This is a genomic window from Oryzihumus sp. (assembly GCF_036391795.1).
Classification (GTDB): domain Bacteria; phylum Actinomycetota; class Actinomycetes; order Actinomycetales; family Dermatophilaceae; genus Oryzihumus.
In genome coordinates, this window is sequence record NZ_DASVZH010000107.1 from 1 (window position 1) to 13058 (window position 13058).

9 protein-coding genes and 1 riboswitch are annotated in these 13058 nt (G+C 74.7%); of the genes, 6 read left to right on the forward strand and 3 right to left on the reverse strand.

Annotated features, from left to right (window positions below):
- Window positions 1-1460 (reverse strand): ATP-binding protein (locus VF825_RS06370; RefSeq protein WP_331111322.1); only part of this gene is annotated, 1460 nt, incomplete at its 3' end.
- A gap of 84 nt (window positions 1461-1544) precedes the next feature.
- Window positions 1545-5141 (reverse strand): cobaltochelatase subunit CobN, encoded by a 3597-nt coding sequence (cobN, locus tag VF825_RS06375; RefSeq protein ID WP_331111338.1) that lies wholly within the window; start codon window positions 5139-5141, stop codon window positions 1545-1547.
- 40 nt (window positions 5142-5181) lie between these two features.
- A riboswitch (adenosylcobalamin (AdoCbl) riboswitch) is annotated at window positions 5182-5322 on the reverse strand.
- Window positions 5323-5522: 200 nt separating this feature from the next.
- Between cobN and VF825_RS06380 the strand changes: the two genes are divergently transcribed.
- From VF825_RS06380 to VF825_RS06400, 5 genes are all read left to right on the forward strand, one after another.
- Window positions 5523-6752, forward strand: coding sequence for a hypothetical protein (locus tag VF825_RS06380; protein ID WP_331111324.1), 1230 nt, complete (start codon window positions 5523-5525; stop codon window positions 6750-6752).
- 11 nt (window positions 6753-6763) lie between these two features.
- On the forward strand, window positions 6764-7387 hold the full coding sequence (locus tag VF825_RS06385) for a precorrin-8X methylmutase (protein WP_331111326.1): 624 nt from the start codon (window positions 6764-6766) through the stop codon (window positions 7385-7387).
- The gene (locus VF825_RS06390; protein ID WP_331111328.1) at window positions 7384-8928 is read left to right on the forward strand and encodes a precorrin-2 C(20)-methyltransferase; all 1545 of its coding nucleotides are present in this window, start codon (window positions 7384-7386) and stop codon (window positions 8926-8928) included. Before VF825_RS06385 ends, VF825_RS06390 begins: the two co-directional genes overlap by 4 nt.
- 124 nt (window positions 8929-9052) lie before the next feature.
- A complete protein-coding gene (locus VF825_RS06395; RefSeq protein WP_331111330.1) occupies window positions 9053-9538 on the forward strand; it encodes a hypothetical protein in 486 nt (161 codons plus the stop codon).
- A 267-nt stretch (window positions 9539-9805) separates the two neighbouring features.
- A complete protein-coding gene (locus VF825_RS06400; RefSeq protein ID WP_331111332.1) occupies window positions 9806-11041 on the forward strand; it encodes an HNH endonuclease signature motif containing protein in 1236 nt (411 codons plus the stop codon).
- Window positions 11042-11184: 143 nt separating this feature from the next.
- Here VF825_RS06400 and VF825_RS06405 read toward each other — a convergent pair whose 3' ends face one another.
- Window positions 11185-11937: a cobalt-precorrin-6A reductase gene (locus VF825_RS06405; RefSeq protein WP_331111334.1), complete on the reverse strand. Its 753-nt coding sequence runs from the start codon at window positions 11935-11937 to the stop codon at window positions 11185-11187.
- A 14-nt stretch (window positions 11938-11951) separates the two neighbouring features.
- Here VF825_RS06405 and VF825_RS06410 point away from each other — a divergent pair.
- Window positions 11952-13058: cobalt-precorrin-5B (C(1))-methyltransferase (locus tag VF825_RS06410; protein WP_331111336.1), on the forward strand; the 1107-nt coding region annotated here is incomplete at its 3' end.

The following is a 13058-nucleotide window of genomic DNA, read 5'->3' on the forward strand; positions in this document are numbered from 1 at the left end:
CGCTGGCTGCGCCGGAGGTCGGCGCGCTCCAGCCGCAACGGCGCCGCGGACCCTCGGGTCCGGCGCGCCGCGGCATGCACCGTCGCGGTCACCGACAGCCCCTGGCCGCGCCGGTCCTCCAGCGGTACGCCGCGCAGGTGCCGGCCGTGCGTGGTCGTGGCGCGGGAGCGCCGGCCGGCCACCCCCGGACCGGGACGCTGGTGCGTGAGCAGGCGCGCGGCATACGGCTGCCCGGCCTGGGTTGGGGGAGTCTCGGGGGCGTCGGCGGAGCCCGGATCGCCTGTGCCTGAACGGTTTCCGCTGTCGTCAGGTCGCGGGGGCAGGCCGCCACCGGGGCCACCGCCGTCGTCGGGGCCGTCACCAGGACCGTCGGGGCTACCGCCGTCGTCGTCGGGGCCGTCACCGGGACCGTTGGGATCCGGGTCGTCCTCCGGCACCTCGGGAGCCTGCTCGGCCAGCACCTGCTCCAGGTCCTCGGCCGCACCGTCGGTGTCGTCGAAGGGGTTGCGGCGTCGCCGGTGCGGCAGCGCCAGGCGGGCCGCGACGCGCACGTCCTCGTCGGTCACCTCGTCGCGCCCGCACCACGCGGCGTGGGCGATGGCGGTGCGCGCGGTGACCAGGTCGCCGCGCATGCCGTCGACGTCGTAGGCCGCGCAGATGCGCGCGATGGTCTCGACCGCCGCGTCGGGCAGGGCGACCCCGGCGACCCGTTCCTGGGCCCCGGCGATGCGCAGCGACAGGGCCAGCTCGCCCTGGGCGTGCAGGCCGGCGAACGCGTCGGGGTCCCGCTCGAAGGCCAGGTGCCGGCGGACCACCTCGACCCGGACGGCCGCCTCGCGGCTGGCGGCGACCTCGACCGCCAGGCCGAACCGGTCGAGCAACTGCGGGCGCAGCTCGCCCTCCTCGGGGTTCATCGTGCCGACGAGGACGAACCGGGCACCGTGGGTGACCGAGACCCCCTCGCGCTCCACCCGGGCCCGACCCATGGCGGCGGAGTCCAGCAGCGTGTCGACGAGGTGGTCGGGCAGCAGGTTGACCTCGTCGACGTAGAGGATGCCGCGGTGGGCCTGGGCGAGCAGGCCCGGCTCGTAGGCGGTCTCACCGGCCGAGAGGAGCCGGTCGAGGTGCAGGGACCCGACGACCCGGTCCTCGCTGGCGCCGACGGGCAGCTCCACCAGCCGGACCGGACGCGTCTCGACCGGGGCGTTGAAGTGCGGCCCGTCCGGGCAGGAGGCGTCCGGAACCGTTGGGGCACAGGAGAACCGGCACGACTGCACGACCTCTACCGGTGGCAGCACCGCGGCCAGGGCGCGGACCATCGTCGACTTGGCGGTGCCCTTCTCGCCGCGGACGAGGACGCCGCCGATGGCCGGCGAGACCGCCGACAGGCACAGCGCGAGGGACAGGTCGTCCATGCCGACGACGGCGGTGAACGGGTAGGTGGGAGCGTCGGGACGCAACGGGTGGCCCTTCGTGTGAGGTGGTGGTGCGGGTGGGTGCTGCCAGTCCGGGCAACGGGCAGCGGTCACCGCGGAGGCCCTGGGTCAGCGACCGGCCTCGAGGTCGCCCTCGGCCTCGAGGTAGGCCTGCCGCAGCGCGGCCAGCACCTCGGGGTCCGGCTCGGACCACAGCCCGCGCGAGACCGCCTCGAGCAGGCGCTCGGCCATGCCGTGCAGCGCCCACGGGTTGGCGGACTCCAGGAACGCGCGGTTGACCTCGTCCAGGACGTACTCGCGGGTGACCCGGTCGTACATCCAGTCGTGGACCACGCCGGTCGTGGCGTCGTAGCCGAACAGGTAGTCGACGGTGGCCGCCATCTCGAACGCGCCCTTGTAGCCGTGGCGGCGCATCGCCTCCATCCAGCGCGGGTTGACCACGCGGGAGCGGAAGACCCGCGCCGTCTCCTCGGCCAGGGTGCGCGTGCGCACCGTCTCGGGCCGGGTGCTGTCCCCGATGTATGCCGCGGGCGCGGCGCCCGTGAGCGCCCGCACCGTGGCGACCATGCCACCGTGGAACTGGAAGTAGTCGTCGGAGTCGGCGATGTCGTGCTCGCGGGTGTCGGTGTTCTTGGCCGCGACCGCGATCCGCCGGTAGGCCGTCTCCATCTCCTCGCGCGCCGGCCGGCCGTCGAGCCCGCGACCGTAGGCGTAGCCGCCCCAGACGGAGTAGACCTCGGCGAGGTCGGCGTCGGTGCGCCAGTCCTTGCTGTCGATCAGCTGGAGCAGGCCGGCGCCGTAGGTGCCGGGCCGGGAGCCGAAGATGCGGGTGGTGGCCCGACGCGGGTCGCCGTGCTCGGCGAGGTCGGCCTGCACGTGAGCACGGACCCGGTTGTCGGCCGGGCCTTCCTCCAGGCCGGCGACCAGCTGAACGGCGTCGTCGAGCAGCCCGATGACGTGGGGGAAGGCGTCGCGGAAGAAGCCGGAGATGCGCAGCGTGACGTCGATGCGCGGGCGGCCCAGCTCCTCCAGGGGGACGACCTCGAGCCCGGTCACCCGGCGGGAGGCGTCGTCCCAGACGGGCCGGACACCGAGCAGGGCCAGGGCCTCGGCGATGTCGTCCCCGGCGGTGCGCATGGCGCTGGTGCCCCACAGGGACAGCCCGACCGAGGTCGGCCACTCCCCCGTGTCGTCGCGGTGGCGGGCCAGCAGCGACTCGGCGAGGCGCTGGCCGGTCTCCCACGCGAGGCGGCTCGGCACCGCCTTGGGGTCGACGGAGTAGAAGTTGCGGCCGGTGGGGAGCACGTTGACCAGGCCGCGCAGCGGTGAGCCCGACGGACCGGCGGGGACGAAACCGCCGCGCAGGGCGTGCACCACCGCGTCGAGCTCGTCGGTGGTCGCGGCCAGCCGCGGGACCACCTGGGCCACGGCGAAGTCCAGCACCTGCCCGACGGCCTCGACCCGCTCCTGCGGCACGAGGGCGAGGGCCGCATCGACGGCGTCGGCGTCCCATCCGTGGCGCTCCAGGGCGAGCACCACCTCGCGGGCCAGCGCCTCGGCCCGGTCGGCCCCGCCCCGGTCCGCGGCGGACTCGTCGAGGCCGAGCGCCTCGCGCAGGCCGGGGACGGCGTGGCTGCCGCCCCAGATCTGCCGGGCGCGCAGGATGGCCAGGACGAGGTCGACGCGGGCCGCGTCCTGCGGCGCCTGCCCGAGCACGTGCAGCCCGTCGCGGATCTGGGCGTCCTTGATCTCGCAGAGCCACCCGTCGATCTGCATGATCATGTCGTCGAAGCGCTCGTCGTCGGGCCGTCCGGCCAGGCCGAGGTCGTGGTCCATCTTCGCCGCCTGGAGCAGGGTCCAGATCTGGCTGCGGATCGCGGGCAGCTTGGCGGGGTCGAGGGTGGCCACGTTCGCGTGCTCGTCGAGCAGCTGCTCGAGCCGGGCGATGTCGCCGTAGCTCTCGGCGCGGGCCATCGGCGGCACGAGGTGGTCCACCAGCACGGCGTGGGCGCGGCGCTTGGCCTGGGTGCCCTCACCGGGGTCGTTGACCAGGAACGGGTAGACCAGGGGCAGGTTGCCGAGCACCGCGTCCGGGGCGCACTCCGCGGACAGGCCCGCGTTCTTGCCCGGCAGCCACTCCAGGTTGCCGTGCTTGCCGAGGTGGACCACCGCGTCGGCGCCGAACCCACCGTCCTCCTGCCGCGCGGCGATCCAGCGGTAGGCCGCGAGGTAGTGGTGCGACGGCGGCAGGTCCGGGTCGTGGTAGATCGCGATCGGGTTCTCCCCGAAGCCCCGCGGCGGCTGCACGAGGACCAGCAGGTTGCCCGCCCGCAGTGCCGCGAGCACGAGGTCACCCTCGGGGTTGCGGGACCGGTCGACATACAGCTCGCCGGGCGGCGGGCCCCAGTGCTCCTCGACCTGGGCGCGCAGGCCGGCCGGCAGGGTGGCGTACCAGCGGCGGTAGTCGGCGGCCGGGATACGCACCGGGTTGCCGGCGAGCTGCTCGGCGGTCAGCCAGTCGGGGTCGTAGCCGCCGGCCTCGATGAGCGCGTGGATGAGGGCGTCGCCGTCGCCGGCGGCCAGCCCGGGCAAGGCACCGGGGCCGTCGGCCGGGCCGAGGTCCCAGCCCTCGTCCCGCATCCGGCGCAGCAGGGCCATGGCGCTGGCCCCGGTGTCGAGGCCGACGGCGTTCCCGATGCGGGCGTGCTTGGTGGGGTAGGCCGACAGGACCAGGGCGACGCGGTGCTGCGCTGGGTCGAGGTGGCGCAGGCGGCCGTGCGCGACGGCGAGGCCGGCCACGCGCGCGGCACGCTCGGGGTCGGCGACGTAGGCGGGGAGCCCGTCGGCGTCGATCTCCTTGAACGAGAACGGGACCGTGATGACCCGCCCGTCGAACTCGGGCACGGCCACCTGCGTGGCGGCGTCCAGCGGGGAGAGCCCCTCGTCGTTGGCCTGCCACTGCTGGCGGGAGCTGGTCAGGCACAGCGCCTGCAGCAGGGGCACGTCCAGGGAGGCCAGCGCGCCGGCGTCCCAGGCGTCCTCGTCGCCACCGGCCTGCGCGTCGGCGGGCCGGGTGCCGCCGGCGGCGAGCACCGTGGTGACCACGACGTCGGCCTCGGCGAGCGCGTCCAGCAGGCCGGGGTCGGCGTCGCGCAGCGAGGCGCACCACAGCGGCAGGGCCCGGCCACCGGCGGCCTCGACCGCGCCGCAGAGGGCGTCGACGAAGCCGGTGTTGCCGCTCATGTGGTGGGCCCGGTAGTAGAGCACCGCCACGGTCGGCTGGGGCCCGGCGCTCGGCGTCGCTGCGGCCGCCCGTTCCAGATGGCCCCAGGCCGGTGCCACGAGCGGGGCGTCGAAGCCGTGCCCGGTCAGCAGCACGGTGTCGGACAGGAACCGGGCCAGCGCCTCGAGGTTGGCCGGCCCGCCGTGGGCGAGGTAGGCGTGGGCCTGCGCGGCGATCCCGGCGGCGACGGTGGACAGGCCCATCAGCTCGGCGTCCGGAGCCTGCTCCCCGGAGAGGACGACGACCGGACGGTGACCGGCGAGCAGCGCGTCGAGGCCGTCGGCCCAGGCGCGGCGGCCACCGAGGAGGCGCACGACGACGAGGTCGGTGCCCTCCAGCAAGGAGGGCAGGTCCTCCGGCAGCAGCCGGGCGGGGTTGGCGTAGCGCCAGCCGACGGGGCCGTCGGCCACCCGGGCGCTCATCAGGTCGGTGTCGGAGGTCGACAACAACAGCAGCACGCTGAACCTCTTCCTGGGGTGTCCACGCCCCGGGTGAGAGAAGACGACGGGAGTTCCTGACTCCCACGGCTGGGCCGTGGTCACAGTGGCGGGACCGCGCCGGATTCACACCGGCTTCCTCCCCTTGCGCCGTCTTCCGGCGAAAGGACGCTCAAGTGAGCGCTGGCCGCGAGCATAGCCAGACCAGCGGTCCGGACGACAGCCCGGAGTGGTCATGCGGCGTGGGTATGCTCCACCGCCATGCCCGCCGCGGACCCCCCTCTGGCGACCCCGTCGACCTTGTCGCGGGGTCGCCCTGACCGGTGCCCGGGGGCTGTCCGGCTGCACGCTGCCGACGACGGTTCCGTGGCCAGGATCCGTGTCCCAGGCGGTCTCATCAGCGTCGACCAGCTGCATGAGATCCTCTGTGCTGCAACGGAACTCGGCGACGGCTCGATCGAGGTCACCTCCCGGGGGAACCTCCAGCTCAGAGGGCTGCCGCCGTCCTGCGGTGGCGACCTCGCCGACCGTCTGCATGCCGTGGGCCTCCTGCCGTCGGTGGCCCACGACCGCGCCCGCAACGTCCTGCTCTCGCCGCTGTCCGGCCTCGACGGCCGAGGCCTGTCGGACCTCACGCCGTCCGTCGCGGAGTACGACGGAATCCTCTGCGGCACAACGACTTTGGCCGCACTGCCGGGTCGTTTCCTCGTCGCCTTCGACGACGGTCGCCACGACGTCGCCGCGCTCGACGCCGATGTGACGTTGGTCGCCCGGGCCGAGCGCATCGCGGAGCTGCTGCTCGGCGGTCTGCCGACCGGGCTGACCGTCGCCACGGCGGACGCGGCGCGCTGCGCTGCGGGCGCGTCCGAGGCCTTCCTCGGGGCGCGTGCGGCTGCCGGAGCGGACTCCTGGCGCGTCCGTGACCTCGTCGGCAACCCGCTCGACCTGCTCGCCGCCGTCCAGGCCCTGCTGGCGGAACGTGGCGTACCCCACGAGCGGTCGGACCCGGGGCTGCGCCCCTCTGCGGGCCGCCGTCCGGGACCTGCGCTCGGGGTGGTTCGGTCCCCCGACGGCCCGGCCACGCTCTCCGTCGCGGTACCGCTGGGACGGGCCCCCGCTGCCGCCTGGCAGGCTCTCGTCGAGCTGGCCCGGACCGCGGCCGGGAACCTGCGACTCACGCCGTGGCGGGGCGTCGTCATCCCGGGCGTCGACCTCGCGGGATGCACCACCGGCCTGGCCTCCCTGGCCTCGGCCGGGTTCGTGACCAACGCCCGCTCACCCCGAGCCGGGGTCACGGCCTGCGCGGGGCGGCCGGGGTGCGCCAAGTCACTCGCCGACGTGCATGCCGATGCCGTGGCCGCCTTCACGTCCCAGAAGGCGTCCAGCACAACGCTTCTGCCCCTGCACTGGTCCGGCTGCGAGCGACGCTGCGGCCACCCCACCGGCGCCCGGGTGGAGGTCGTCGCCCAGCCCGGCGGCCACTACGTGCTGGAGCGGCACGACATCGCCGAGCCCCCGACGCAGACCTCCCTCGCCCCCGACGCCTCGCCGCAAGCCCTTGCCGGGGCCGTCTCGGACGCCCGGCGCACCCCCTGATGGAGACCCGCATGGAGTACGAAAAGGACGGCGCCGAGATCTACCGGCAGTCGTTCGCCACGATCCGCGCCGAGGCCGACCTCGAGGCGTTCGACCCGGCCACCGCCCAGGTGGTCGTGCGGATGATCCACGCGTGCGGCATGGTCGACCTGGCCGCGGACGTGGTGGCGACCCCCCATGCCGTCCTGCGCGCCCGCGCGGCGCTGCGGGCCGGCGCCCCGGTGCTGTGCGACGCCCAGATGGTGGCCAGCGGGATCACCCGCGCCCGGCTCCCCCGCGACAACGACGTGGTGTGCGCGCTCTCCGACCCGCGCGTGCCCGACCTGGCCCGTCAGCTGGGCACCACGCGCACCGCCGCGGCCGTGGAGCTGTGGGGCGAGCGCCTCGACGGCGCGGTCGTGGCCATCGGCAACGCCCCCACCGCCCTCTTCCACCTGCTGGACCACCTGCGCACGGTGCCGTGGCGCCCGGCGGCGGTGCTCGGCATACCGGTGGGGTTCATCGGGGCGGCCGAGTCCAAGCAGGCCCTGGTCGACAGCGACCTGGGCCTGGAGCACGTGGTGGTCCGGGGCCGCCGGGGCGGCAGCGCCATCGTCGCCGCCGCCGTCAACGCGATCGCGAGTGAGGTCGAATGAGCCTGTCGGACAAGCAAACCGGGCGCCTGTACGGCGTGGGGCTGGGGCCGGGGGACCCGAACCTCATGACCCTGCGGGCCGTCGAGCTCGTCGGCGCGGCTGACGTCGTGGCCTACCACTCGGCGCGCCACGGGCGCAGCATCGCCCGCAGCATCGCCGCCGGCCACCTGCGCGCCGACCAGGTCGAGGAGGCGCTGGTCTACCCCGTCACCACCGAGGGCACCGACCACCCCGGTGGCTACCGCGCGGCCCTGGAGGAGTTCTACGAGGAGGCCGCACAGCGGCTGGCGGCCCACCTCGACGCCGGGCGCGACGTGGCGGTGCTGTGTGAGGGCGACCCGTTCCTGTTCGGCTCCTACCAGCACATGCACAAGCGGCTCGCGCACCGCTACCCCACCGAGGTGGTCCCCGGGATCAGCTCGGTCAACGCCGCGGCGAGCCGGTTGGGGCGACCGCTGGTCGAGGACCGTGAGGTGCTCACGGTGCTGCCGGGGACGCTGCCGGAGGAGGAGCTCGCGGCGCGGCTGTCCTCGACCGACTCCGCGGTCGTGCTCAAGCTCGGGCGCACCTTCCCGGCGGTGAAACGGGCCCTGCAGCAGGCCGGGCGGCTGGAGGACGCGTGGTACGTCGAGCGCGCCACGATGGCCGGGGAACGCACCGGCCGGCTCGCCGACGTCGACGAGGAGTCGGTGCCCTACTTCTCCGTCGCCCTGGTGCCCAGCGAGGTGGGCGCGCCTGCGGAAACCGTTGCAGAGGCCAAGGTTCCGCTGGTGCCGCCCGGCGCCGGGGAGGTCGTGGTCGTGGGCCTCGGGCCCGCCGGACCGGCGTGGCTCACCCCCGAGGCCCGCGGCGCCCTCGCCGTCGCCGACGACCTGGTGGGCTACAGCACCTACATCGACCGCGTGCCCGCCCGGCCCGGCCAGCGTCGGCACGCCTCCGACAACAAGGTGGAGTCCGAGCGGGCCACCTTCGCCCTCGACCTGGCCCGGTCCGGCCGGCGGGTGGCCGTGGTCTCCTCCGGCGACCCGGGGGTGTTCGCCATGGCGAGCGCCGTGCTCGAGGTCGCCTGCGAGGAGGGGTATGCCGACGTCCCGGTCCGGGTGCTGCCCGGCATGACCGCTGCGCACGCGGCGGCAGCCCGGGTCGGCGCCCCGCTGGGGCACGACTTCGCGACGATCTCGCTGTCGGACCGGCTCAAGCCGTTCGACGTGGTGAGCCGACGGGTGGCAGCCGCCGCCGCTGCGGACCTCGTGCTCGCCCTCTACAACCCGGCCTCGCGCAGCCGCACGTGGCAGGTCGCTGCTGTGCGTGACCTGCTGCTGGAGCACCGCGCACCGGACACGCCGGTGGTCGTGGCGCGTGACGTGGGTGGTCCGCAGGAGTCGGTGCGGGTCGTGGCCCTGACCGACCTCGAGCCGACCGAGGTGGACATGCGCACCCTGCTCATCGTCGGCTCCTCGCAGACCCAGGCGGTCCGCCGTGCCGACGGGCGGCACGTCGTGTGGACGCCCCGGCGCTACCCGGAGGAGCCTGCCGTCTGACGCCCCTCGCCGGGAGGCGAGGGCACGGCATACCGGTCTGGACCGCGACGCACCCGTGGGTCTGGACGGCGACCACCGGTGGGCGGAGCATGGGGTCGGCCCCTCGTCCCGCTGGGAGGCACCGATGTCCGAGACCACGACACCGAGCACGACACCGACCGCGACGCTGCCGCCGGAGCTAGAGGTCCTGCGCCGCCGGCGCGCGGAGATGGGCGAGTCCATGGCCGCGGTCGAGCAGGCGCTGACGGCGCCCGCACCCGGCCGGGTCGCCGCGTGGGCCGAGCGCGTGCACGCCGCCCTGGTCGAGCTGTCCGCCGACCTGCGGGTGCACGTCGAGGTCACCGAGGCGCCGGATGGCCTGTTCGCCCAGGTGGTGGCCAGTTCACCGCGCCTGTCGGGGGCGGTCTCCCGGCTCGACCGCGAGCACACCCACCTGCTGCCGGCGGTCGAGACACTGGTGTCCGATGCCGAGCGGGTCGCCGACCTCGTCGGGGTCGAGGCGCTGCGTGAGGGGTGCGCGGACCTGTTGCGGTCGCTGGCGCGGCACCGGCAGGCCGGGGCGGACCTGGTCTACGAGGCCTATGTCGTCGACATCGGCGGGGAGACCTGAGCTGCGCTGACCTGGCGCCTGGTGCCTGGTGCCTGGTGCCTGGTGCCTCGAGGCACGCGGGTGCGCCCCGTACGGGTCGTGCGCGAGGCAGGACCCGGGCGCCCTGCCGACGGCCCGGGTGCTCGATGGGCCGGCGCGCCTGTGGACAGGCGTGGGCATGTGTCGGCCAGTCGTTCTACATTGGACACATGTTCGAACTCAGCGTGGAGCAGGTGCGGCAGGCGCCCATGGGCGAGCTCGCCATGCTCCTCGATGCGCTGGGCGCGGATGACCTGGCAGCCGTGTCCGCCGGGACCGGCGAAGCTGTGGTGCTGGCGGCCCAGAGAGTCAAGAACGCGGTCGACGCGCTGGCGATGCAGGCGATCGCCGCGATCGCCACCCGCGAACGGGAGTGGCTGCAGGCGGCACCGGCCGGAATGCCGGGCCCCCGCGGGCGGGACCGACGACGAGTGGGAGTTCGTGGCCGACCGGATCGCGCCGCTGCTGTGCCTCACCGGGCGGGCGGCCGACCTTCGGGTGGCCCTGGCCAGGGACCTGGACCGACTTCCCCGCACCCTCGCCGCGATGCGCGAGGGGAGGCTGGACTCCTACCGGGCAGGGCTGATCGGCACCGAGGCGCAGCACCTGTGCGACCCGCAGGTCGCGGTGCTGGAGGAGATGCTGCTGCCGGATGAGCCTGTGCTCGACCGGTTCGGCCGGGAAGTGCCGGACGCTGCCGGTCTGACGTCGACGAAGCTGAAGGCCCGGGCGCGCCGGGCTGTCGCCCACATCGACCCCGACGCCCTGCGCCGCCGGGCCGAGCGCGCCCCGGAGGGACGGTTCGTGTTCACGCGGCCGGGCACCGAGCCCGGGATGACGCAGTGGTGCGCCGACCAACCCACCCATGTCAGCGCCCAAGCCTGGGCGGCGATCGACGCGCTGGCTCGCGACTACCTGGCGCGTGATGCGGCCACGGCGCACCGCCGGACGCTGGACCAGGCGCGCGCCGACGCGATGATCGACCTCATCCTGGGCCACGCGAGCGTGACCACCGTGCTGGAGCTGACCGTGCCGGTGCCGTCCGAGCCCGGCATCGTCGGTGTCGAGCTCCCCCGGCACGGCATCCTCCCGATGGAGGTCGTCGACCGGCTGGTCAACGGCTGCGACACCCCGCTGCGCCGGCTCCTGCTGGACCCGGTCACCGGGCAGGTGCTGCGGTCCGACCCCACGACCTACCGACCCAACGCCGCCCTGGCCCGCGCCGTGCGCACCCGCGACGGCACCTGCCGGTTCCCCGGGTGCGCGGTGGCCGCGACCGGCTGCGACCTCGACCACGTGGTCCGGTTCCCCGACGGCCCGACCGACGAGGCCAACCTCATGGCTGTGTGCCGGCACCATCACCGACTCAAGCACCAGGCGGGCTGGCGGGTGCGCATGTCACCCGACGGGGTGTGCACCTGGACCACGCCGTCCGGGGTGGACCACGTGAGCCGTCCTCGGGACTATCGCGACCTCGCCGCCTGAGTGGTGTCCCGACGCCCGGGGCGCGCACCGTCCTGTCGGCGAAACCGCTAGATGCCCACGCCCGCGAGCGCCAGGGCTGTCCGCACCGAGGGACGGTCATCCGGCCTGTCGTCGCCGGGACTGCGGTCGGGAACGCGCCCACCTCACACTGGGCCTCGATCGAGCCACGACAGCACGTCCTCGACCGTGTCGACAACCGGGACGCCCTCAGGAGGGGCCGGCCGGCTCACCATCACCACGGGTATGCCGAGCCGCTGTGCCGCCTCCAGCTTGGCTGCGGTCGCCTGCCCGCCGCTGTTCTTCGTGACGACGACGTCGATGCCGTGCCGGACCATCAGGCCCAGCTCACCGTCGAGCGTGTACGGCCCACGGTCGAACAGCAGCGTGTGCTGACGCGGCAGCGGAACGTCCGGCGGGTCGACGGTCCGCACGACGAACGCCAGGTCGTCCAGGTGCGCGAAGGCGTCCACCCCCTGACGGCCGGTCGTCAGCAGCACCCGGCGACCGACCCGCGGCAGGATGCGGGCAGCCTGCTGCAGCGAGCCCACCGCGTGCCACCGGTCTCCCACGCCGGGCACCCAGGCGGGACGGCGCAGGACCAACAGGGGAACATGGACCTGCGCCGCAGCCTGCGCGGCGTGGGACGAGATCGTGGCAGCGAAGGGATGCGTGGCGTCGATGACCCGGTGGATGGACTGCTCGATGAGCCATCGGGCGAGCCCCGCCTCTCCCCCGAAGCCGCCCACCCGCACCTCGCCCTCGGGGAGGACGGGGTCGCGCACCCGGCCCGCCAGCGAGCTCGTCACATCCACCTCGGGTGCCGTCGCCAGGCGCCGGGCCAGCTCCCTGGCTTCGGTCGTGCCGCCCAGGACGAGGACCCGCCGCCGCCCGCTCATGAACCAGACCCGTCGTGGCTGAGGGGGCGACACCCACGCCGCAGCAGGGAGGCCGCCCGGCCCAGCTCGAGCGCACCGGGCTGCGCAGCGGCTGGACCACCGGGGCGTGCGCGACGGCGGCGACGGCTGCGGCATACACGGCACTCCTCACCGGCGAGTTCCCCGACCCGGTGACCATCACGCTGCCCAAGGGGCAGCAGCCGGCGTTCGCCCTCGCGGTCGAGGAGGTCGGCGACGGGTGGGCCATGGCGGGAGTGGTCAAGGACGCCGGGGACGACCCGGACGTGACCCACGGGGCCCTCGTGCGGGCCACGGTACGGCGCGGCGAACCCGGCGCGGGCGTCACCTTCGTCGCCGGACCCGGCGTGGGCACCGTGACCCTCCCCGGACTGCCGCTTCCCGTGGGTGAGCCTGCGGTCAACCCGGTGCCGCGCCAGATGATGCGTGACCACGTCGCGGCCATCGCCGAGCGGCACGGCGACCGCGGCGACGTGGTGGTCGAGCTGTCGGTGGACGACGGCGAGGAGATCGCCCGACGGACCTGGAACCCGCGCCTCGGCATCGTCGGTGGCCTGTCCATCCTGGGCACCACCGGCATCGTGGTGCCGTACTCCTGCTCGGCGTGGATCGACAGCATTCGCAGGGGAATCGACGTCGCCCGCGCCGTCGGGCACACCCACGTGGCGGGGTGCACCGGCTCGACGTCCGAGCGGGTGGCGATCGCGGAGTACGCCCTGCCCGACGACGCCCTGCTCGACATGGGTGACTTCGCCGGCGCGGTCCTGAAGTACCTGCGGCGGCACCCGATCGACCGGCTCACCATCGCCGGCGGGTTCGCCAAGATGTCCAAGCTCGCGGCCGGTCACCTCGACCTGCATTCTGGCCGCTCGCAGGTCGACACCGGGTTCCTCGCAGGCCTGGCCCGGGAGGCCGGCGCCGACGAGCCGCTCGTGGCCGCAGTGGCGGGCGCCAACACCGGTCTGGAGGCGGCGCAGCTCTGCCTCGCGGCAGGGGTGTCGCTCGGTGACCGCGTCGCCGACCAGGCCCGCGACGTGGCCCTTGGGGTGCTGCGCGGGGCGCCGGTGACTGTGGACGCGATCTGCATCGACCGCGCCGGCGCG

Bases quoted from the DNA above. Each gene is read 5' to 3' on its own strand.
- VF825_RS06405 (WP_331111334.1), bottom strand. From the start codon at position 11,937: ATGAGCGGGCGGCGGCGGGTCCTCGTCCTGGGCGGCACGACCGAAGCC.
- VF825_RS06395 (WP_331111330.1), top strand. From the start codon at position 9,053: ATGTCCGAGACCACGACACCGAGCACGACACCGACCGCGACGCTGCCG.
- VF825_RS06385 (WP_331111326.1), top strand. From the start codon at position 6,764: ATGGAGTACGAAAAGGACGGCGCCGAGATCTACCGGCAGTCGTTCGCC.
- cobN (WP_331111338.1), bottom strand. From the start codon at position 5,141: ATGAGCGCCCGGGTGGCCGACGGCCCCGTCGGCTGGCGCTACGCCAAC.
- VF825_RS06390 (WP_331111328.1), top strand. From the start codon at position 7,384: ATGAGCCTGTCGGACAAGCAAACCGGGCGCCTGTACGGCGTGGGGCTG.
- VF825_RS06400 (WP_331111332.1), top strand. From the start codon at position 9,806: ATGACCTGGCAGCCGTGTCCGCCGGGACCGGCGAAGCTGTGGTGCTGG.